Here is a 21,365-nt window from a genome sequence, read left to right as displayed (position 1 = left end):
TTATCGGGCAGGGCGGTGTCGAGCCGACCATGCGAGTGACCTTTCTCGGGACGGGAAGTGCAATGCCTACCGGCGAGCGATTCCAGACGGGGATCGTCGTACAGGAGGACGAACACACGCTCCTGATCGACTGCGGATCGGGCGTCCTCCACCGGCTCCAACAATCGGGGATCGGCTACGAAGAAATCTCGAGCGTCCTGCTCACCCACCACCACCTGGACCACGTCGCCGATCTGCTCCCGCTAATGAAAGCCCGCTGGCTCGCGGGCGAGGAGACCTTGGAGATCGTCGGTCCACAGGGGACGAAGGCGATGATCGACGGGCTTCTCGAGGTTCACGAGTACATGCAGGACAAACTCGAGTTGCAGGTCAGGGAGGTCGTCGCCGGCGATTTCGACGTTGCCGGGTTCGACGTTTCGGCTTACGAAACCCGACATTCACTGCCCTGTCTCGCCTATCGATTCGACGATCGGTTCACGTTCAGCGGCGACAGCGAGGCCTTCGCCGGACTGGTGAACTTCGCCGAGGAATGCGCCATTTTGCTCCACGACTGTTCGTTCCCCGACGACGTCGACGTGTCGAACCACCCGACGCCCGAGAAACTCGGCGCGGAACTCGCCGGCTCGGATATCGGACGCGTCTATCTGACCCACCTCTATCCCCACACCGAGGGTCGTCACGAGGAGATGCTCGAGTCCATTTCGGCCGAGTACGACGGCGACGTTCGATTCGCCAAGGACCTTCAGACGGTCACGATTACGTGATTTTGGCGGCTCCTCGACGGAGAGGATCCTCGAGATCTGGGGATTGTCACATTCGGTCGGAACTCCTTCGGAACTCGGTGGACTCACTCGGGCCCGACGAGTTCGATCTTCATCCCGTCCGGTCCCTCACAGTAGAGCGCGTAGTAGCCGCCGGCGTAGGGGTGTTGATCTTCGAAGAGAACGGTTGCATCCGACCGGTTTCGAACGCCCGCCGTGAACTCGTCGACCTGTCGGCGTGAACGGGCGTGAAAGGCGAGGTGGTCCAACCCGGGAGCCCGGCGATCGAACGGGTGGTCGGTGTCCTCGGCTTGCACGAGGACGATATACAACGACCCATTGGTCCAGGAACGGCCTCCGTCCCACTCGCTTTTCGGTTCGTAACCGAGTTCGCCCAGCCACCACTCCCAGAAATCGACCGCCCGCTCGAGATTCGACGCGGAGAGTTCGACGTGATGGAGTCGTCCGGCGTACTCGGGATCTGCGTGATCGTGACCCATGGACGTACTGTGTTCGCCGCCGATATTTTTGTTACCCAGCGCGAGCGCTATTCCTGACGAATGGCCTCACCTGAAGACGCAGTTTCGAACCCGAACGGCACGTTGACTCGATCGATTGGTATGTCATATTTTGGTGATGGTTTCTCCAAATATAATTGTGATTGCTGTATGCGCTACTGTTGGCGCGCTTTCTCCCGAATTATCAACAGTTGTGACTTTCACAATAGTGTTAGATTCCCAATAAGTACTTGAGCGAGCGTTTTGTAGGATCGTAACAACAGAATGGTTTCCGCCGATTTCCCACCCGTCTCCGGAGGTCCGTCTCGATGAGCGTTCCCGAACGTCTCGCCGATATCGTAACGACGCACACCAAAATCGTCCTCGTCGTCCTCTTGCTCTTGACCGCGCTCGTGGGCGCGGGAGCGACGATGGTCGACGACGATTCCTCGCTCGACCAGTTCGAGAGCGACTCGCCCGAAGGACAGGCCCAGGAGTACATCGATGACAACTTCACCGTTGAGGAGTCCGAGAACACGACGAGTCTCCAGCTAATCTATACAAACGAGCACGACGGCGATCAGGCCGGCGAGAGCGTCCTCACGCAGGAGTCGCTGATCGAATCGCTCGAGTTCCAGGAACAGCTCCAGGAGAACGAGTCGATCAACGAGACCCTCGTCGAGGACGATCCGATATTCGGCGTCGAAAACATGGTCGCGTTCGCCGCGATCACCAACCAACAGGTCACCGAACTCGAGGAGCGGGGCGAGGAGATCGAGAACCGAAGCGCAGAACTTGACGCGACGAGCGAGCAACTCGAGCAAGGGATCGACGACGTGCGAGATACCCAGCGGGACTACGAGGAGCTGAACGCGACGACCGACCCGGATGATCCCGAGTACGAACAACAGGCCGAAACACTGGAGAGTGATTTCGACGAGGCGATAGAGGAGGCCACAGTTGGTCTCGACGACGAACAGACCACCCAGTTCGAACAGGCGGCTGACGACGCTCGAGATATCGAGGCACAGCTCGTACAGCTCGAGGCCGAGTACGGCGAGGAAGCCACGGAGCAGGACGCCTACGAGGAAGCCACGGAGCAGATGGAGGGCGTCTACACCGCCGCGACGATGGGGGTTCTCGAAGACGAGTACGCCCAACTCGAGGAGGACTCCGAACAGCTCGAGGAAGACCAGGAGGAGCTCGAAGCGGGTGGTGAAGGCGGCGAAGAAGACGACCAGCCGTCGCTCGACGAACAGATCGAGGCGCTCGAGGAGCTCGACGACGAGGCATTCGAGGATATCGTCGAACAGACGCTCGACGACGACGAAGGCAACAACGACGCACTCGGACTCATGGCGTCGTCCTACGAGCCGGGCTCGACGGACGCCGACGCTCGGATGACGTCGATCACGCAGTCGGCCGACGGTGGCGTCGACGCGGAGATGGGTGCTGTCGACGACGAAATCGTCGACAGCCAACTCGACATTCGGGAACTCGCGGGCGAGTACGACGACGAAATGGCCGGCGAGTACATCGTCTTCGGCGGCGGCATTCTCACCGACGAGATCGACGGCTCGATGGAGGACAGTCTGGCGATCGTCGGACCGCTCGCACTGTTGTTCGTCGTCGGTGCCCTGCTGGTCGCCTACCGAGATCCGATCGACATCGTCCTCGGCGTCGCGGGAATCGGAGCCGTCCTGGTCTGGACGTTCGGTTTCATGGGCTGGGTTGGGATTTCGTTCAATCAGATGTTCGTCGCCGTCCCCGTCTTGCTCATCGGGCTCTCTATTGACTACGCGATTCACGTCTTTATGCGCCATCGAGAGCAACGCGGGGTGCAACGCACCCCGGATGAGCAAGGGGAGGCCGACGGCGTCACGGACACGGTTCGGGGCTCGATGACCATCGCCCTCGCGGGCGTCGGCGTCGCGCTCGTCTGGGTCACCGCGACGACCGCGATCGGTTTCCTCGCGAATCTCGTGAGTCCGATCGGTCCTATCCAGGAGTTCGGCATCGTGAGTTCGGTCGGTATCGTCGCCGCGTTGATCGTCTTCGGCGGCCTCGTTCCGGCGGCGAAAATCGAGATCGACACGTTCCTCGAGTCCCGCGGCTACGATCGCCGGAAACGAGCGTTCGGGACGGGTGAGGGCCGGTTCAGCGACGTTCTCACGGTCGGTTCGACCGCGGCCAGAAAAGCGCCGGTAATCCTCCTCGTGGCGGTCCTGTTGCTCACCGCGGGCGGCGTCTACGGCGCGAGTCAGGTCGACACGAGTTTCGACGAGGAGGACTTCCTCGCCGAGAGTCCGCCGGGGTGGACGGAGAACCTGCCCGGGCCGATGAGCCCCGGCGAGTATCAGGCGACCGACGACCTCGAGTACGTCAACGAGAACTTCCAGCGGGAGGATTCTCAGGCACAGATACTAACCCAGGGTGATGTCGCCCACGACGAGACGCTAGAGCGTATCCACGCGGCCGAAGAGGACGCTTCGGAGAGCGACGTCGCGTACACGCTTCCCAACGGCGAGGCCGACGTTCAGAGCCCGCTTTCGGTGATGGAAGACGTCGCCGCCCAGAACGAGTCGTTCAATGAGTCGTTCACCGCGGCGGATACGACGGGTGACGACGTTCCCGACGAGAACGTCTCCGCGCTGTACGACGAGCTGTTCGAGGTGGACGAAGACGCGGCGAACGAAGTCATCCATCGCAACGCCGACGGTGAGTACGAGTCGATCCGGCTCGTCGTGGCCACCGACGGCGACGCCGCTTTCGAGGATACGACCGATGAGATGCGCGAGATCGCGGCAGGGATCGGCGATAGCGGCGGGGGCGGCGATCAGTTCGTCACCGATCCGGACGAGCGCTGGAGCGCCATCGCGACCGGCGACCCTGTCGTCAACTACGTCGTCGAGCAGGACCTCCTGGATACCGTCCTGCAGAGTCTGATGATCACGCTCGTCTCCGTCTTCGTCTTCCTCTCGGCGGCCTACCGGCTCACGGGTAACAGCGCGACCCTCGGTGCGGTGACGCTCCTGCCGGTGGCGTTCGCCGTGAGCTGGATCCTCGGAACGATGTACCTCATCGGGATGCCCTTTAACGTCCTGACCGGAATGATCACGAGCCTGACGATCGGGCTCGGCGTCGCCTACAGCATCCACATCAGCGCGCGGTACACGCTCGAGCTCGAGCGCCAGGGGAACGTCTGGCACGCGATGCGAACGACCGTGACCGGAACCGGCGGCGCACTGCTTGGCAGCGCGGCGACGACGGTCGGTGGCTTCGGAACGCTGGCGTTCGCCATCCTGCCCGTGCTCAGACAGTTCGGCATCATCACCGCACTGACGATCACGTACGCGTTCCTCGCGAGCGTCGTCGTCTTGCCCACCTTGCTCGTGCTCTGGACGCGGTATTTCGGCCCGGACGTCTCCTTCGATCCCTCTCGGAGTCCGACGTCGACCCCGGCCGCGAGCGACGGGGGCCGGGTCGAGTCCGAGGAGTCGGACGCGAATATCGGCGGGGGTAAGAACGAATGACGACCGGAAGCGACGAAGCGCGCGGCGGTGATGAGACCGGTTCCAACGACCAGGGAGCCGCCGTCGACGCGTTCGAACGCCTCGGACTCACCGGTTACGAGGCCAAGGTCTTCATCGCACTCCACCGCCTCGGCTCGGGAACGGCCCGGGACATCGCCGAGATTACCGACGTTCCCCGATCGCAGGTATACAGCGTCGCAGAAAACCTCGAGCAACGGGGACTTCTCGAGGTCCATCACGCAAGTCCGATTCGGTATCGGCCGGTCAGCGTCGAAGAAGCTCGAGAGACGCTTCGCGAACGGTTCGAAAACGAACAAGAGCGCGCGCTCGAGTACGTCGAACGGGTGCAGGAAGATACCCCCGCGGAGGAAACCACCGAGGAGATCTGGACCGTTCGGGGAAGCCGCCGGATCAACGATCGGGTCGCCGATCTGCTGGCGAACGCCGAGGAGCGAATCGTCTTCGCCGCTCGCCTCCCGAGCCTGCTCGATTCGTCGATCGAACAGGTCCTCGAAGAGCGTGCGACCGGCGGCGTATCGGTAACCGCGTTCAGCAGTTCGGAACCTGTTCGTGACCGGCTCGAGGCCCGCGAGAACGTTCGCGTCTACGAGCCATCGGAGCCGCGAGCGGAGGACGAACGCTCCGGTCGAATCGCGGTCGTCGACGACAACAGTATTCTCCTTAGCGTCGTCGACGACGACGGCAGTGAAACCGCGATCTGGAGCGTCGAATCGCTGTTCGCCTCGGTCCTGATCCAGTTGATCGAAGCGAACGAAGAGACGCTCGAGCGAGCGGCCTGAGTATCGACAGGGCGGTATGCCCAGTAACAGTGCGACGTGAACGAGGAGTTGCCGCGCAATAGTATCCGTATATAAATAATAAACCTATTTTATCGTCAATAATTCTGAGTTTCACTTGAATCGGAATTGTTATTCAAGTTGATTGTAACCGTGGTGAGTATGGGGGAAGACCTATCACGCCGGGATCTCATCCGGCACAGTAGCACAGGCATTGCAGCGGTGGGTATCGCCGGATTGGCCGGCTGTACTGGAAGCGTTCCGTTTCTCAGTGACGAGTACGATAGTGTACCGATCGGCAACTGGCTCGTCGATCCGACGCTCGAGGAGATACTGGACACGAGCCAGTACGAAGATCGGGTCGAAGACTTCGAGTTTTCGGATGGAAACCGCTCCGAGGTGAGCTTCGAAAGTGCGGTTCCCGAAGCGATCTTCGATAACGCGGACGAACTCGACGATTACGGACCGCTCGAGGGAGGGTCGGTTTCCCGACTTCGGTCTCGAGTGAGCGCGCCCGCGTCCGAAATCGACTGGCAACTGACCCAGTCCATGACGTGGGACTGGGAGTTTACTCACACACAGACATCGTTCGGCAGTCAGTCCGAAGCAACTGAATCGCAAAGCTCTAGCATCAGCGTGGACGTTATCGGCGGCTCGTTCGATCCCGAGGAGATTGAGGAGAACCTCGAAAGCTGGGCCGACGACAATCTCACGGATGAGGGCCAGTACGAAGGGTTTGACTTCTATGAAACTTTCGACGCGGTGTACGGTGTCTCCGGCGAAACGATCGTCCAGGTCACGTCCGATCAGGGGGATATCGACCTCCTCGAGACGCTCGAAATCGTCATCGACGCAAACGTCGAGGGCTCCTACCGGCTCACTGATGATGACGATGCCAACGAACTGTTGTCGCAGTTCGACCAGGGACACGTCAATTCCGGGTTCTTGCTCGAATTCGATGACGATTCCGAGGAAACGGAGGACGAACAAGAGGAAAACGACTGGCGTACGGGACTGCTGGGCGGAACGAGCGCCGAGTCGATCGACGGGCAGACGACGGACGTTTCTACCGTCTTCTTGTTCGATTTGGAGCGGTATGCGGTGGCAGACGACGTCGAAGAATACGTCCGCCGGAACCGAGATATCACCGACGAATTTGCGACCCTCGAGGACTACTCGGTCGAGGAAGACGGCCGAACGGTAACCGTGACGGGTACCGTCCAGACGCAGGCGTACTTCTGATCGGTCCGTCCATCGGCGAATTTCAACGCTAGAAAAGGAGAATCACGACCGAGGATTGGTTCTAGAACATGCGGAACGGATCGAAAACCCGTCCGATGTCGCTATCGGACGTCCTTCCAACTCTCTGTTATTGCCGTCGGATTCCACCCGTTCGCCGTCGAATCCGTTCAGAGGACAACAATGCTCGTTGACTAGATAAACTCCTTTCAGCCAGTTATACCCGCTCGACGAAAGATCGCTCTCCCGATGCTGTCGTTGGCCATCAGTTCGGTGCGGACTGTTTCCGGGAAACAGCCGGATCGAACACCCTCCGGAGAGGGTGACCGGCGCTCACAGGGCGAAACGATCGGAGCCGTTCGACCGGCCCCGACGCTTGCAGACAGCTCTCGCTATCGACGTGGACAGTGTGATCTTCGGGCGATCACGGGGTGTCCACACCGTCACCACCACGAACTCGCACCTATATATACACCGGCTGCTATCGCGTCAGGGAGCGGAGAACCTTCGTGGGTGTTTCACTACAGTTCCTGTATGCTGGCCGATCCGTCACTACAGCGAGACTAGCGTGAGAACTAACACGTTCGTTCGCGAAGCCGAAGAGGGACAGATCAGTCAACACCGGCCGTTAAACTGTCTCTCTGATGTATGGATTCCTTTCTCGGAGCATCGAATACGAGACATGCCCCACCACTCGAGAAGTAATCGTTGAATCGACAGGAAAGCAAATCGCGTCATTCAGCTATTGACAGGGCCGGTTCTATCGGCGAGGGACTGCACTCAGTTCCGGATAATCTCGCCTCGAGGTTGGTTCAGTTGCTCCCCGGCGAGCACGCGGTTCGCTCGGCGGAGTCGTTCGGAGAGCGCCTGGTGAGAGATGTTCAGTTCTCGAGCGAGTTCCTCCAGAGAAATCTCTCGCGGGACGTCGTAGTATCCCTGCTGGTAGGCCTCGGCGATCGCTTCACGCTGTGGTTCCGTTAGTGCGGCGGTCGCCTCGAGGTCAGCGTTTCGACCCGCCTCGACCATGCGCCGAACGTCGACGACGACGTCGTAGCGTTCGATGGCCTCCATCGCACTCGAAAGGCTCTCTCGTCGCGGAAAGAGCAGTCTGAGCGTCCACTGACCGTCGGAAACCTGCGCGTCGAGTATCGCCCCGTCGTACTCGAAGACGCAGTTACATCGATCCGCGACCGCCGAATCGTACTCGAGGCGGTAGAGCCATTCCGCGCCGTCGGAACTGGTTAGCAGTTGTTGGAAACCGCCTACCGTCGGATCGTTCGTCAGTGCGGTCTCTAACTCGTCGCGTTCGGTGTTCGAGAACCACACGAGCGGCATCGTTTGTTGCCCTTCTCCGACCACGCTCTCGACTCGAAGCTCGAGATCCGGATTCGACTGACACGTCTCGGCGAGCGCGAAGTCAGCCGCTGTGATCGTGATCTCTGCGATCGTCGTCATCTGTCTCCACCCCCGGACGTAACTTTCGAGTCCGAGTGGGTGTTCATACTACTGACGCGATCTGGGTGGGACTCGAATTGTATCATGGGTAGTCCAGTCGATCCTGCCGTTGGGACGAACGAGAGATGTGACCATCGACGGTGTCCCGTTCTGTTGGGATCGAACTGATGCGAACGAACAGCGCCAAGCCGGTTGATGAACGGGCTTGGGTACTCCGGTCATTTAAGTCAACATGTGGATTAATATAATTGTCTGTGTTAGGAACCGGTTACTACACCCCGACAACCGCGCACGTTTGTTCACCATTTGGCCCCGGGTCTTGTGAAATGAGATCGTATGGTAGTAGTGGCAGGCCGGCACAGTGATGTCGTTGGCACCGGCGGTTGGGCCGATACTCTCACGACAGCCGCTGGCGGGAGCCGGCTGGCACACTGTGTTATCCGTCGAGGTAGCTGGCTGGCACACTATGTTATTTATTGCCGATAGCTGGCTGGCACACACGGGTATGCCCTCCGAATCGAGCCGTACTATTTTCGTTGTGTGCGTCGAGGTGGTCGTATGGTATCACCGCTCCTGAAAACGGCGGTCTTTTCGGTCCTCGTTCCCGGAACGGTCGCGGGGCTCGTCCCCCGAGTGCTGGCTCGGTACGATCGCCGATCACCGACCCTCAAGCGCCGAAGCGTGCGAACGGTCGGCTACGCGTTGCTCGTCTCCGGAATCGTTCTGTACCTGCACACGGCGGGGCGATTTGTAACCGAGGGCTCGGGAACGCCGTCGCCGAGCGACGAACCTCCGGAACTCGTCACAGGCGGTGTCTACGCGTACTCACGAAATCCGATGTACCTCGGCGTCGTGCTGGCCATCGGCGGCCAGGCCGTCCGGTACAAATCGCTCCACGTCCTCTGGTGGGGCGTCGTCTGCTGGCTCGGGTTTCATCGGCGCGTGCTCGAGTACGAAGAGCCACACCTCGCGGACAAACACGGCGAGGCCTACGAGGAGTACTGCGAGCGGGTTCCTCGATGGTTCCCCGGGCCGGGTCGGCTCGGAGCAACTCCCATCGCGGGTCGAGATCCGCCTCTCGATTCGCCGTCGTCGGAGACGGAGTTCGAAGGCGAGTGAGTACGCGTGGTGGATCGTCAATCCCTCGAGCGAATCGCTCTCTTCCTCGATTCCTCGCGCCGAGACTCGTTTTATCGATCGGTTTTCGGTTTGGACGCGCCGAACGCGCTCGACTCCGTTGGCTCTTTCGACGGCGTTACGCGGAGCACGCCCCCTCGAGTTCGAGTGCCATCATCGGACACCGCTGTACAAGTGTCTCTGGCTCTCACAGTCCGTCGCAAACGCAACTCACACTGCGGATTCGAGCAGGGGCGGGACGGAACACTCGCAAACAGGTACGCCGCAGTATTCTCCCCATAACAATCGAACGACGACCCGTCGGTTCCAGCAGGAATGGCCGTCGAACAAGCGGTGGGTATTCGAGACGCGGAGAACGAAGCGTTCACCAGCGCCGTGGTGGGTGCACTCATCGCAGGAGCCGCTTTCGGGCTGTTGTTACACGAAACGGGACGAATGGAGTCCGTCGCGGCTCTTTACGGACAGGACGGAGTTCACGTCGGGTGGCTGATTCACACCGCTCATAGCATCTTCGCCGGGGTCTTTTTTCTCGGCGTGATAACACTGCTGAGCGCGACCAACCTACCCGGGGTGGGGGTACTCGAGCGGTACGCCGGCTTCCCGACCGTGACCGCTCTGGCCGGGGTAGTGTACGGGCTGATGCTCTGGGGTGTTTTCGTCGCGACGCTGATACCGCTGTGGGGGTTCGCCGTCGGCCTCGAGCGACCGCTCCCGTACGTCCATCAACCGAGCCTCGTCGGCTTAGTGATCTTCGGCGGAATACTTGGGGTGGTCTACGGCGTTCTCTTTCGAGTGTTGACTCGGTTAGCCGGGTGAGAACGTCCGATAGTTCCTGAGGGACGAATCCCGTTCTCGCGGACCACTGCTCGAATCTGTTGGTCGTCGTCTCCCTTGTCTCCAAGCGAAACGTCGACTTCGGCCGTATTGCGGTTAATTCCACGTCGTTCACCGCGTGGAGGAGGCCAACTCAACGGACCCCACGAAGCAGTATCGGTAGATCAGTCTCCGGGTGACGAACCCAGCCGTCGATAGCCGGCCGCGGCGAACCGTGCTTCTTCTCGACGTCGGGGACCGATTCAGGGACGGGGAAATCGAGTAACGAAACTCGAAGGGATCGATCGACGGTTCGGTCTGAAATGAAGGGCCACTCGATCACCGTGGCGGTCCCAACTGACTTGCACTCGGAGTTCGAACGGTCGGGCATGGGCGAGGACGACGCGGAGACGGTGACGGTCGACGAACTCGTCGAATACTGCCGCACGCAGGCGGGGCTTCTCTCCGGAGCCGTCGAAACGATGGGAGCAGAAGCCGACGAGTTACTGGACGAGATCGACGACGAAATGGCGGAGATCAGGACTCGCCTCGAGGGCCGATCGGACGCCGTGACCGAACCCGAATCGCCGTCCTCGGCGGCGGCTCCCGGCGGTCAGGACCCCGATCTGGATATCGCGGCTATCGAAGAGCTCGAAGCAGATCTCGAGGAAAAACAGACGATCGTCGAAGCCAAGCAGGTACGGATGGAGGCGTTTCAGGAACTCGCATCGGCCTACACTGAACTCGCCACGGAGCTACAACGAGACGCCGACGACAGCCAGGCGGCACTCGAGCGGCTCGTCCAGTTCGAGGCCGATCGCGACGCACCGGCGTACTTTCCGGACCGACAGACGCTCCTCGAGGCCGCCGTCGCCGAACCGGAACCCGACGAGGGCGCGTAACTTCCTTTTCGCCCTCGATGCTTCTGTTCGCCGTCCTCGAAAACCCGCCTTCGGACAGCGAGTGCGGAGTTTCGTCGTGCCCGTAAAGCCCGACCTTCTCCGGAGCTGTCAGAGAGTCGCGACCCGAAGATCGAAGCCCTAGGCCGCATCGACGGTCCCATCGGGTCGGACGGTAACGACCGGAACGGGAGCCGTTCGAACGACTTTGTTGGTGACGCTCCCGACGACCATTCGCTCGATGCCGCTTCGACCGGCGGTTCCGATGACGATCATATCGGCATCGACCTCCTCGGCGTAGTCGGCGATCTCCCTGGCCGGCGTTCCCGTTCGGACGACCTCCTTCGCCTCGAGGCCCTCCGCTCGAGCCAGTTCTGCAAGTTCGGTCGCCCACTCGGCTGCGATATCCGTGACGTCGTCTTTCGTTTTTGGCGGTCCCCCGCCGATCGAGGAGATCTGTGTCAAGTTCACGTCTCCGACGGACAGCGCGTGGATGGTCGCGTTCATCGTTGTGGCGATACCGAATCCAACTTCGGCCGCGGATTCAGCGTGTTCGCTCCCGTCCGTTGGGATAACTATTGTGTTATTCATCGTTTGTGTTCTAATTTCGCCTTTCGGATGGCGTTCGTATAGTTTTTGCTACTAGCGTAGTTCTTTCGCACTCGAGGCCGTTCGCTCGTCCGGCACGCGCGCCATCCGAAACAATACACAAGGCAGAATCTCCGCTCGACGGTCAGGCGGATCGGACGTCCGTCTCGAGGGACCCAAACGGGACTCCGACGGGAGCCGGAACCGTATCGGATCGGCTTCTCGCAAAAGTGACAATTCCCTTTCCAGAAGGACAAATTTTACGGGTGGAACCGATAACTGTGCACTAACTGTATTCGTTCATGACTCTTTATTCTGACACGATATCCGTATTGCATGTCGACGATGACCAGCCGTTTTGCGACATGGTTGCAACGTTTTTAGAGCGGAACGATCCGCAGTTGGCGGTTCGGACCACGACCAGCCCTGTGGACGGACTCGAGATCCTCGCCGAGAGGGATATCGATTGCGTCGTGTCCGATTACGATATGCCGGAGTGCAACGGGATCGAGTTTCTCGAGCGGGTTCGAGCCGACCATCCGGAGCTGCCGTTTATTCTGTACACCGGAAAGGGAAGCGAGGAAATCGCAAGCGAGGCGATCTCCGCGGGCGTCACGGACTACCTACAGAAGGGGGGCGGAAGCGGTCAGTACGCCGTTCTCACCAACAGGATCCAGAACGCAGTCGAGCAATATCAGACGAGGCAATCCGCGAGAGCAACCAAGGAGAAATTCGCCCGGATCGTCGAGAAGACCGACGAAGTCCTCTACATGTTTTCGGCCGATTGGACCGAACTTCTGTTCATGAACTCGGCGTACGAGGACGAATGGGGCGGTTCTATCCGAAAAATTAGCGACGATCCGATGGCGTTTCTCGAGCATATCCAGCCAGCGGATCGCGACCGAGTCCGATCGTTTATGGAAACACTCTCCGGGGGCGACCGCGACGACATCGAGTACCGAATCGTTCTCGAGGAGGGGACGCGGCGCTGGATGCGGGAGGAGGCGACCCCCATCATTGACTCCGACGGCGACGTTTCGCGGATCGTCGGGACTATCCGCGATATTACCGCTCACAAGGAGCGCGAGGAGCAACTCCGCTCGAGTAAGGCCCGACTCGAGGCGTTGTTCGAGAACTCGCCGGACCTTATCGGAATTCACGATGCGGAGGGGAGATTACGGGACGTCAACCGGCGATTCTGTGACGAGTTGGGATACGAACCGGAGGAACTCGTCGGAAAGGCCGTTTGGGATCTCGATACGACCGTAGAGCCGTCCGAAGCACGGGCGTTCTGGACCGATCTTCCCACGAATTCGCCGCGGCGATTCGAAGGGGTCCTGGAGCGGAAAGACGGCTCGACGTTCCCGGTCGAGATTCACCTGACGCGACTCAACCTTGACGGGGAGGATCGGTTCGTCGCGATGGATCGCGAGATCACCGAACGTAAACAACGGGAGGAGGATCTCGTTCGGCAGAACGAACGCCTGAATCGGTTCGCAAGCGCCGTCTCGCACGACCTTCGAAACCCGCTACAGATCGCACAGGGTCGGTTGACGGTACTCCGAAGCGAAGTCGAGAGCGAACAGCTCGACGACATCGACCACGCACTTCATCGGATGGAAACGCTGACCGACGACCTCCTCACACTCGCCCGGCAGGGCTCGAGCGCGATCAGTGCCGAACCCGTCGAACTGGCTCCGCTCGTCGAGCGATGTTGGAGCGCCGTCGAGACGGCCGCTGGTACGCTTATCGTCGAAACCGATCGAACCGTGTCCGCCGACGAGGATCGCCTCCGACAGCTGTTCGAAAATCTGTTCGCCAACGCGGTCGAGCACGGGGGAAGGGACGTTACCGTCACCGTCGGACAGACGGAGACCGGTTTTTTCGTCGCGGACGACGGCCCCGGTATTCCCTCGGCCCACCGAGATGACGTCTTCGAGCCCGGCTACTCGACGGCTACCGACGGAACCGGATTCGGGTTGCGCATCGTCGAGCAGGTCGTTCAGGCACACGATTGGGAGATCTCTCTCGCTGATGGGCCGGCTGGTGGCGCGCTGTTCGAGATCTCGAACGTCGAGTCCGTGGACGAAAGCGACCGGGCGTGAGCGCTCGCTGCGGGTTGCTTCGACGCTCTACCGGGCGCAAGCGGCCTGACAATGCAGTTTCCCGATCGTGAAGTCGGCGGTTTTCGGGCCAGTAGAGTTATCACGACACCATTGGACATATTCGATAGAGAGGAGAACAGCGTGTCAGGAAATGGATTAGTTACTCGGTCCGATCCGATTCGGGTGTTACACGTCGACGACGACGAGGCACTGGTAGACCTCGCCGCAATCTTCCTCGAGCGAGAGAGCGACCTGATCGAAGTGACGACGGAGTCGTCCGTCGAAGATGCACTCGACGTTCTCGATGCCCAGCCGATCGATTGCGTGATCAGCGATTACGATATGCCGGGCCACGACGGGCTGGAATTTCTGGAATTCGTTCGGGCACGCTCGCCCGATCTTCCCTTTATTCTGTTCACCGGCAAGCCTGCCGAGAGCCTCGAAACCGCTGCGCTTCGTGCAGGTGCAACCGAATTCCGACACAAAGGCACCGACGCCGACCAGTACACCGTCCTAGCCCAACGTATTACGGAAGCAGTCGGTAATTGAGTCGTCACTGCTGCTTTCGGAGGCAGAACGGAGTATCCATCGCCGGTCCCTCGAGACGCATTCCCTCGAGGGGCGAACACGTCCATTTTCCCACCGTCATGGCCAACGCGTGGCCCGTTTTCGTCCGCCGATGGGCCCGAGGAAGGGCGACTCGAGTCAGCCGGCGCGTCTCGTTCGATTCAGCCGTTTGTCCTGTTAGTTGAACACCGAGTCGGTATCTGCCCGATAGAAACACTGATCCGGCGGGATTCCGTTGTTGTATCTACGAACATCTAGCGTATCGAAAATGTCCAGAAAACGGAGACGGTCCCGAGGGAAGACAGGGGTGATGAGCCGCCGGTCTATCCTGACGATGCTTACTGCCAGCGGGGTCGGACTCGGAGCGGTCCACGCGAGCGGGGCATTCGATGTCGCCCAGGCGTCTCGCCAGTTCAATCTCGGCATCTCGAGCGATGACGAGGCCCTGCTCAAAATCGAACCTAACGAGAATATTTCGGGGGAAGCAGGCGAGGAGGTCGAACTCGCGACGGTCACGAACGAGTTCTCAGGGACGCTCTCGTCCTTCGAGATAACGACGGGTGACGGAGATCAACTGACCCTTGACAGTTCCAATCAACCGACGACACTGGCGTCCGGTGAGCGAGCACCAATCGTCGGTGAGCTATCGTGTGCGTCCACTGTGGCGGATCTCGTCTCGTTACAGATCGTCGCCGAGGGGCCCGACAACTCCGTCGAGTTAGAGCGGGATATCGACGTTCACTGCGAACCGGCCGACGAGACGTGCGTCGACGAGTACACCGCCCCGACGACGCTCCACGGAGACACGAGCTGTGACGTCGTGGTGGAGACGATGAACGCGCATCTGACGATCAATCCGAACACGACTGTTTCGGGAGACGTGTATATAGAGGGGTCACAGTCCGGTTCGCTGGATATGAGCAATAGTGCAATCGATGGCGATGTCACCCTTGTCGTCCCCGCAACTAACGGTATCATCGATCTACGGAATAGTACGATCGACGGCGACGTCACAATCGATGCCGGATCAGATGGGACACTGAATATGAACAACAGTACAATCAACGGCGACGTCGCTATCGATGCCGGCGTCAACGGGAACCTCTCGCTTAGGAACAGTACGATCGACGGCGACGCCAGTATCGATGCCGGATCCAGTACTAACGTGAGCAAAACTCCCCCAAGCACGATCACGGGCGACTCTCCCGAGTCGTGAACGCGTTCGGATCACTCGCTCTGAAATTCGATATCGTCGCTTCATAGAAGCCGTTTGCAGGGGGTTGTTTCTTTGGCTCCCGATTCGCGGTACTACACCGGCGTATGCCGTCCTGACGACGCTTGAGGCGTCTTTATCGCTGGCTCTCGACACCCTCGAACTCGAACCGCGCACCGCCGTCCGTTCCGTCAGTGACTCGAACCGTCCAACCGTGAGCCTCGGCGATCTGCTCGACGATGGCCAGTCCGAACCCGGACCCGCCGCCGTCCGTATAGCCGAGCTCGAGCACCTGTTCGCGCTTCCGGTCTGGAATCCCCCGGCCGTCATCCTCGATATAAAATCCATCCGCGGTATCGCCGACGCGGACCGTCACCTCGGAGCCGCCGTGTTCGATGGCGTTTCGAAAGACGTTCTCGAAGATGTGATAGACCTGGCCCCGAGCGGCGCTGATCTCCGCGTCGGTATCGACTGTGAGCGTGGCTTGCGCGGTCGAGACGGTCTGCCAACAGTCCCGCGTAATCGCCTCGAGATTTACCGTTGACATTTCGTTGACGAGCGTCCCCTCGGCGGTGAGCGTGAGCGTGTCTTCGATAATCGCCTCCATGCGGGTGACCATCTCCGTCGCGGTCTCGATGTGCGGTGAGTCACACTCCTCGCTCGCGAGTTCGAGCGACCCGTCGAGGACGTTCAACGGGTTTCTAAGATCGTGCGAGACGATCTGCGTGAACTTCTCGAGTCGATCGTTCTGGTACTGGAGCTGTTGTTCGCGCTCAAGGCGATCTAACGCGCTGATGGTGTGACTGACCAAGAGTTCGGCGAGTTCGAGATCGGTTTCGTCGAACAGTCCGGGCTCCTCTGCGACGGCTTGGAAGACGCCGTAGGTGTCGACCGGGATGCTGATCCCCGACTGAAACGGCCCCTGCGGGTTGGCTTCCGGGATGTCGGCGATATCTTCGATCAACATCGATTCGCCGGTGCGGTACGTTTTGCCGGCGATCCCTTCTTCGATCGACATCGACGCCGTCTCGGCCTGCGCGATGTTTTCGGAGATCGCCGCTTTGGTGAGTCGGCCGTCTTCCTCGGTGTCGATCACGCTCAGATCGAACTCGAGGATGTCCTCGCTCGCGTCGATCGTTCGGCCGAAGATATCCGTCTCCGTTCCGGCGGTGTTGAGATCGACCGCGACATCGTTGAGCGCCTGCAGCGCCTCCTCGCGCTCTTTGTGTTCGGTGATATCCCGGACGAAGCCGACAGTCCGTTCGACGGTGCCGTCGTCGTCGAACACCGGTTTGCTGTCCATCCAGACCCAGCGGGTTTCGTCCTCGATTCCAGTGACACGACATTCGATATCGACGGAGTGGCCCGCGGATAGTCGGTCCATCGCATCCCGAACCCGCTCTCGATCCGCCGAATGGATCGTCTCGAGAAACCGTTGGGCGTTCTTCCGTAGCTGGTCGGGCGTAAGACCGAACAGATCTTCGACGGCGTTGCTGACGAAAATCAGCTCCTGCCAGTCGCTAGAAGACATCCACAGCATGTCGTTCGATTTCTCGGCGAGTTCCTGCAGTTGCCGCTCGGAGCGCTCGGCTGCCCGTCTGGCGCGATGTCTCTCGACGCCGTCGTGGATCTGGGTCGCCAACTGCGAAAACTGTTCGACGCTCCCCTTCGGGAGATAATCGGTGACGCCGGCGGTGATCGCGTCGCTGGCGACCTTCTCGCTCCCGGTCCCGGTGAAGAGGATAAACGGGAGATCTCCGTACTCCCGTCGAACCGTCTGCAGGAACTCGAGGCCGTCCCGTTCGGACAGCTCGTACTCGCTTACGATACAATCGATGTCGGAGGCGTTCCCCTCGAGGACAGCTACCGCGTCTTCGACGGTCGTTTCGGTGCTGACCTCCATTCGATCTCCCTCACGCTCGAGGTGCGTCGCTGTCAGATCCGCGAATGACGGATCGTCGTCGACGGAGAGCACACGGATCTGAGTCATCATTGCACTAGTATATGTATTCCTGAATAACGCTTTGGGTTATGGATATTTTGTCGATCGACGCGAAATTGTTATTCGTTCACCTCACACCGAATCCACTTCGATTACTGGTCACTCAGAACCCGAGCTAATTTTGCAAAAACCCTCTCAAAGAGGTCCTCGGGAAGAATTGCTCCATCGGGATCGACGCGATCTCTCCGCCAGTTTGTGCCGGTCGACTCTGATCCGTCTTTACAATTTGTGTCATAGATGAAATGAAATAGTACTGGTGGGAAACGATACGTATCGGATACATCGGACGGATGAGGGCACGTATTGTTGTTACCAATCGGCTCATCGCGAACGCGCGATTTTCAGCTGCACTACGGAAACGAGGCGTTCCGCAGTTACCGGTGTCGAACGTAGACGACTCCGGCGGCCACGATCCCGACAGGAATCGCCATCACAACGAGTGGAACCACGAGTTCACCGACCTCGAGCAACTGGAGCTCGCTTCCGCCTGCTTCCTGTCCGTTCGGTTCGGGCTCGCTCGTCTCACCGCTATCGGAACTGGGCAGGAACGTAAGCGTAATCACCGCTCCCAGAACCGTCATTACAACGTAGCCGATCGTGCCGGTCGCAGCGGCCGTAATCATCGACTCTCGCGTCTTCGAGATGTCTCTCGCTGCGAGTAAGCCGGTGATCACTCCGAACACCGGCCCGGAAAAAAGCATCACCGCGAGCACGAACAAAATAAGCGTAACCCCTAGCAATTGACCGAACGCCGAACCATCGAGTAACAGTCGGGCACTGAACGTACTGGTCAGGCCAAACCCGATGCCGGCAACGGCGAAGATTCCGACTCCGTTTACGAGGCGTCTCTGTGTGCTCGATTGTGAGAGGATATCCGAGACTCCCTGGGGACCAGATGACGGTTGTGTCGGTGGCTGGGTATCCGACGACAGCGACCCCTGATCGAGACCGCCTGAAGTCCCGCCGAGCTGATCGGAATCGATAACCTCCACGTCGTAGTTGTCTGCGGCCCGTCTGGCATCGTTGGAGATCCCGACCGTGTGGGACAACAGCACGTTGTTAATCTGATTTTCCCGGCAGGTCTTGACGAGATACTCGAGATGGGTCGTGGTGGTGGTCGGTTCGGGCGCTGTTACGACGAGCCCCGCACACGTGTTCGGTTCCGAGTCCGCTCGAGTGCCCTTGAACAGGACGACTCCCTCCTGTACCTGGGTGGTTGTCGTTTCCCACCCTTGTCGCGATAGATACTGTCTAACTTTGCTTACGTAAGTGTTTGATGACATGTATTGATGTTGCTATTTTAACCGTGGGTTCCGGTACACTCTATGCTTCTCCCGTGATGAAGGAGATCGCCGTGAGCAGTTCGCTCATCGTTTCGTGCGTGCCTCGATGCTTTCTTACCCCCAATCTCCGTCCTCCGGTTGACTCTCATGTAGGATTGGGAAATAAGAATATATAAAATGACGTGTTCGTCTTTCAGCAGTAGTGGTTATTCGGATCGGAGAATGGGTCCGTCCAGGAGGTGTGTTGCTGGAGTCCCAATTCGTTCCAGACCGTCACGCCGCCGACGGATACCTCGACTCGAGACGGAAAATCGCTAGCAGGGGCGCTCGCGTCGAAGGCAATCTCCGTTCTGACGTACGACGGGGCGAATGCTCGAGACGACCGTCGCCCGTGCGAACGCACAGTTCGCCGAATCTGCTCACCGCCTTCCGCGTTGTGACGACTCGCGCTCACCGGCGGATGAAAGCGCACCTAACAGCACCTGGGCCAGGGGAAGCCACCCCCGGCGATCATTCGAGTTCCCGCTGGTCCAGAACGCGTTCTGGAGCCGGCCTCGGAGCTGATCGGCCGGCAGTTCAGGATCATGTGGGCTATCGGGTTCGGTTCCGGGTTCTCCCCTCAGTTTGTCCCGGATTGTTTCAGCCGGGGACACGGCGTTACTCACCACCGGCCCGTCGGCTGGTCGGGATAAAACGGGGTAGCCGCGTGCGTTCACGAGCTAATCGTGCCGTTCGTCAGGACATTCCGGATCGTCCCCGGCGAGTACCTCGTCGGAGAGACGTACGAGCGTTCTCCGTTTCATGGGGACCAAACAACACGACTGCGCGGATATCCCGAGCCGACAATACGTGTCCGTTTCTCACTGTATTGTCCGAGTTCTCTCGAGCGATAGCCGTCGGCCGAAAAGATGATGACACAACACCAAATCTGACCGATGGGAATACAACAGGTGTTATATACGATCCGTCTGATCTCTGAAACGCATGCTGACTGGATGGCGCTATCGAGTCGTCAGTGCTGTCGGAGTGGTCGGTCTGACCGTAGCCGCCGTGTTCATTGCAAACCATTCAGTCACCCAACAGTTCTTCACGAGCTACGTTCCCCTGTTCAATCGACTGGAGGTCCAGACGCTCGGCGGAAGCCTCTTTCTGTGGGCCATCTTTCTCTGTTCGGTCGTCATGCTCGGGTGTCTGATCCCGCTTTACAAGCCCCGGCCGCGTCGCGTCCTCGATACGATCCTTTTGACCCAAAAACGAGTGGTCACCGGCGGACTCGCCATCGCCACCTTCGGCTTTTTCAAGTGGTCCCACCGCCTGCCTCGAGCAACCCTCGTGATGGTCGTCGGCTTGCTGTCGATCGCGATGCCACTGTGGTTCGTCTGGATGCGACGCCGACCCAGCGGCGATCCGGGCCGGACGCTGATCGTCGGCGACGATCCGGACCAGATCCACCAGATCACGCCCCAGGTAGCCGGCCCCGTGCTGGGCTATCTCTGTCCCACGAACATCCGTTCGTCCCAGGGAGTCGAGGAGGGAGCCGGCATCGAGGCCGTCCCCGATGGCGGGGTGCAGGAAGGTGAGGAAGTCCTCCTCGAGTACGGCAGACACAGTAGTCTGGAACGACTCGGTGGCCTCTCGCGGATCGAAGACATCCTCGTCGAGTACGACGTCGACACCGTCGTGCTCGCGTTCCACCAGCCCGATCGGGCCGAGTTCTTCGGATCGCTGGACGCCTGTTTCGAGCACGGCGTCGACGCGAAGGTCCACCGCGAGTACGCCGACAGCGTGCTCGTTTCGGAGGACGAAATCGGGGAGTTGGTCGATGTCGACCTCGAGCCCTGGGACCCGCTGGATTACATGTTCAAACGGGTGTTCGACGTGGCGTTCGCGCTCGTCGGCATGATCGTGTTCGCCCCGCTAATGATTCTGATCGCGCTGGCGATCACGCTCGACAGCCCGGGCCCGGCGCTGTACAGTCAGGAGCGGACCGCCGGCTTCGGCGAGACGTTTACCGTCTCGAAGTTCCGAACGATGGTTCCGGAGGGCGAGTCTGCTAACCCGTCCGAAGACGAGGAAAACGACCGTATCACTCGAGTCGGGCGCGTGCTCCGGAAGACCCACCTGGACGAACTCCCGCAGCTGATGGCGATCCTGCTGGGCCGAATGAGCGTCGTCGGCCCGCGAGCGGCCTGGACCGACGAGGAGCAGGTCATCGAGCGTGAGACGACGTCCTGGCGAAAGCGCTGGTTCGTCAAGCCCGGTTTGACCGGACTGGCGCAAGTGAACGATGCGAACAGCACCAAGCCCGATGCGAAGTTGCGTTACGACCTCGAGTACATCCGCCGACAGTCGTTCTGGTTCGACCTGAAGATTGTGCTCCGACAGATCTGGAAAGTGTGTCGGGACACGTGGGCGACGATCCGGTAGCAGTTGTCGGGCACTCAGTCCGCTTTCCCTGTGAATTGTCGATCTTGTC

At 59.9% G+C, this 21,365-nt stretch carries 16 protein-coding genes; 11 read left to right on the top strand and 5 right to left on the bottom strand.

Features of this window, described 5'->3' with window-relative positions; all coding sequences use genetic code 11:
• Nucleotides 1–29 precede the first annotated feature (29 nt).
• Complete coding sequence (locus QNM96_RS08085; protein ID WP_283835574.1) at nt 30–764, top strand: MBL fold metallo-hydrolase; 735 nt, start codon at nt 30–32, stop codon at nt 762–764.
• 83 nt (nt 765–847) lie between these two features.
• On the opposite strand, the gene QNM96_RS08080 is transcribed toward QNM96_RS08085, so the two are convergent.
• Nucleotides 848–1,261 (bottom strand): VOC family protein, encoded by a 414-nt coding sequence (locus QNM96_RS08080; RefSeq protein ID WP_283835573.1) that lies wholly within the window; start codon nt 1,259–1,261, stop codon nt 848–850.
• 326 nt (nt 1,262–1,587) lie between these two features.
• On the opposite strand from QNM96_RS08080, the gene QNM96_RS08075 reads away from it, so the two are divergent.
• The 3 genes from QNM96_RS08075 to QNM96_RS08065 all read left to right on the top strand — a co-directional run bounded on the left by QNM96_RS08075 (nt 1,588) and on the right by QNM96_RS08065 (nt 6,830).
• On the top strand, nt 1,588–4,791 hold the full coding sequence (locus tag QNM96_RS08075) for an MMPL family transporter (protein WP_283835572.1): 3,204 nt from the start codon (nt 1,588–1,590) through the stop codon (nt 4,789–4,791).
• Entirely contained in the window at nt 4,788–5,591 is an 804-nt protein-coding gene (locus tag QNM96_RS08070; RefSeq protein ID WP_283835571.1) for a helix-turn-helix domain-containing protein, read from the top strand. The genes QNM96_RS08075 and QNM96_RS08070 overlap by 4 nt, the downstream gene beginning before the upstream one ends.
• Before the next feature lie 159 nt (nt 5,592–5,750).
• Nucleotides 5,751–6,830 carry a hypothetical protein gene (locus QNM96_RS08065; protein ID WP_283835570.1) on the top strand — a complete coding sequence of 360 codons (1,080 nt, stop codon included), beginning with the start codon at nt 5,751–5,753 and terminating at the stop codon, nt 6,828–6,830.
• A gap of 777 nt (nt 6,831–7,607) precedes the next feature.
• On the opposite strand, the gene QNM96_RS08060 is transcribed toward QNM96_RS08065, so the two are convergent.
• On the bottom strand, nt 7,608–8,282 hold the full coding sequence (locus QNM96_RS08060; RefSeq protein ID WP_283835569.1) for a helix-turn-helix domain-containing protein: 675 nt from the start codon (nt 8,280–8,282) through the stop codon (nt 7,608–7,610).
• A 558-nt stretch (nt 8,283–8,840) separates the two neighbouring features.
• Here QNM96_RS08060 and QNM96_RS08055 point away from each other — a divergent pair.
• The 3 genes from QNM96_RS08055 (at nt 8,841) to QNM96_RS08045 (ending at nt 11,134) form a co-directional block, all read left to right on the top strand.
• Nucleotides 8,841–9,401, top strand: coding sequence for an isoprenylcysteine carboxylmethyltransferase family protein (locus tag QNM96_RS08055; protein ID WP_283835568.1), 561 nt, complete (start codon nt 8,841–8,843; stop codon nt 9,399–9,401).
• A gap of 333 nt (nt 9,402–9,734) precedes the next feature.
• Nucleotides 9,735–10,235: a hypothetical protein gene (locus QNM96_RS08050; RefSeq protein ID WP_283835566.1), complete on the top strand. Its 501-nt coding sequence runs from the start codon at nt 9,735–9,737 to the stop codon at nt 10,233–10,235.
• A 386-nt stretch (nt 10,236–10,621) separates the two neighbouring features.
• Nucleotides 10,622–11,134, top strand: coding sequence for a hypothetical protein (locus QNM96_RS08045; protein WP_283835658.1), 513 nt, complete (start codon nt 10,622–10,624; stop codon nt 11,132–11,134).
• Nucleotides 11,135–11,272: 138 nt separating this feature from the next.
• On the opposite strand, the gene QNM96_RS08040 is transcribed toward QNM96_RS08045, so the two are convergent.
• Nucleotides 11,273–11,722: a universal stress protein gene (locus QNM96_RS08040; protein WP_283835564.1), complete on the bottom strand. Its 450-nt coding sequence runs from the start codon at nt 11,720–11,722 to the stop codon at nt 11,273–11,275.
• Between the two features lie 299 nt (nt 11,723–12,021).
• Between QNM96_RS08040 and QNM96_RS08035 the strand changes: the two genes are divergently transcribed.
• The 3 genes from QNM96_RS08035 to QNM96_RS08025 all read left to right on the top strand — a co-directional run bounded on the left by QNM96_RS08035 (nt 12,022) and on the right by QNM96_RS08025 (nt 15,607).
• Entirely contained in the window at nt 12,022–13,824 is a 1,803-nt protein-coding gene (locus tag QNM96_RS08035) for a PAS domain S-box protein (RefSeq protein ID WP_283835563.1), read from the top strand.
• A 141-nt stretch (nt 13,825–13,965) separates the two neighbouring features.
• The gene (locus QNM96_RS08030; RefSeq protein WP_283835562.1) at nt 13,966–14,373 is read left to right on the top strand and encodes a response regulator; all 408 of its coding nucleotides are present in this window, start codon (nt 13,966–13,968) and stop codon (nt 14,371–14,373) included.
• A 328-nt stretch (nt 14,374–14,701) separates the two neighbouring features.
• Nucleotides 14,702–15,607 carry a hypothetical protein gene (locus tag QNM96_RS08025; protein ID WP_283835561.1) on the top strand — a complete coding sequence of 302 codons (906 nt, stop codon included), beginning with the start codon at nt 14,702–14,704 and terminating at the stop codon, nt 15,605–15,607.
• A 133-nt stretch (nt 15,608–15,740) separates the two neighbouring features.
• Here QNM96_RS08025 and QNM96_RS08020 read toward each other — a convergent pair whose 3' ends face one another.
• Nucleotides 15,741–17,594, bottom strand: a complete 1,854-nt coding sequence (locus QNM96_RS08020) for an ATP-binding protein (protein WP_283835560.1) — start codon at nt 17,592–17,594, stop codon at nt 15,741–15,743.
• A gap of 386 nt (nt 17,595–17,980) precedes the next feature.
• A complete protein-coding gene (locus QNM96_RS08015; RefSeq protein ID WP_283835559.1) occupies nt 17,981–18,889 on the bottom strand; it encodes a hypothetical protein in 909 nt (302 codons plus the stop codon).
• A gap of 984 nt (nt 18,890–19,873) precedes the next feature.
• Between QNM96_RS08015 and QNM96_RS08010 the strand changes: the two genes are divergently transcribed.
• Entirely contained in the window at nt 19,874–21,316 is a 1,443-nt protein-coding gene (locus tag QNM96_RS08010) for a sugar transferase (protein ID WP_283835558.1), read from the top strand.
• Nucleotides 21,317–21,365: the final 49 nt, after the last annotated feature.

Origin of the sequence: Halostagnicola sp. A-GB9-2, from assembly GCF_030068615.1 — an archaeon.
Taxonomy (GTDB): Archaea; Halobacteriota; Halobacteria; order Halobacteriales; family Natrialbaceae; genus Halostagnicola.
Note: the sequence above shows the minus strand (reverse complement) of the source record. Positions and strands in the feature narration are given on the sequence as shown.

What these genes read in the sequence shown, in the direction of transcription:
- QNM96_RS08085 (WP_283835574.1), top strand. Translation starts at nt 30, where the DNA reads ATGCGAGTGACCTTTCTCGGGACGGGAAGTGCAATGCCTACCGGCGAG.
- QNM96_RS08080 (WP_283835573.1), bottom strand. Translation starts at nt 1,261, where the DNA reads ATGGGTCACGATCACGCAGATCCCGAGTACGCCGGACGACTCCATCAC.
- QNM96_RS08075 (WP_283835572.1), top strand. Translation starts at nt 1,588, where the DNA reads ATGAGCGTTCCCGAACGTCTCGCCGATATCGTAACGACGCACACCAAA.
- QNM96_RS08070 (WP_283835571.1), top strand. Translation starts at nt 4,788, where the DNA reads ATGACGACCGGAAGCGACGAAGCGCGCGGCGGTGATGAGACCGGTTCC.
- QNM96_RS08065 (WP_283835570.1), top strand. Translation starts at nt 5,751, where the DNA reads ATGGGGGAAGACCTATCACGCCGGGATCTCATCCGGCACAGTAGCACA.
- QNM96_RS08060 (WP_283835569.1), bottom strand. Translation starts at nt 8,282, where the DNA reads ATGACGACGATCGCAGAGATCACGATCACAGCGGCTGACTTCGCGCTC.
- QNM96_RS08055 (WP_283835568.1), top strand. Translation starts at nt 8,841, where the DNA reads ATGGTATCACCGCTCCTGAAAACGGCGGTCTTTTCGGTCCTCGTTCCC.
- QNM96_RS08050 (WP_283835566.1), top strand. Translation starts at nt 9,735, where the DNA reads ATGGCCGTCGAACAAGCGGTGGGTATTCGAGACGCGGAGAACGAAGCG.
- QNM96_RS08045 (WP_283835658.1), top strand. Translation starts at nt 10,622, where the DNA reads ATGGGCGAGGACGACGCGGAGACGGTGACGGTCGACGAACTCGTCGAA.
- QNM96_RS08040 (WP_283835564.1), bottom strand. Translation starts at nt 11,722, where the DNA reads ATGAATAACACAATAGTTATCCCAACGGACGGGAGCGAACACGCTGAA.
- QNM96_RS08035 (WP_283835563.1), top strand. Translation starts at nt 12,022, where the DNA reads ATGACTCTTTATTCTGACACGATATCCGTATTGCATGTCGACGATGAC.
- QNM96_RS08025 (WP_283835561.1), top strand. Translation starts at nt 14,702, where the DNA reads ATGAGCCGCCGGTCTATCCTGACGATGCTTACTGCCAGCGGGGTCGGA.
- QNM96_RS08020 (WP_283835560.1), bottom strand. Translation starts at nt 17,594, where the DNA reads ATGACTCAGATCCGTGTGCTCTCCGTCGACGACGATCCGTCATTCGCG.
- QNM96_RS08015 (WP_283835559.1), bottom strand. Translation starts at nt 18,889, where the DNA reads ATGTCATCAAACACTTACGTAAGCAAAGTTAGACAGTATCTATCGCGA.
- QNM96_RS08010 (WP_283835558.1), top strand. Translation starts at nt 19,874, where the DNA reads ATGCTGACTGGATGGCGCTATCGAGTCGTCAGTGCTGTCGGAGTGGTC.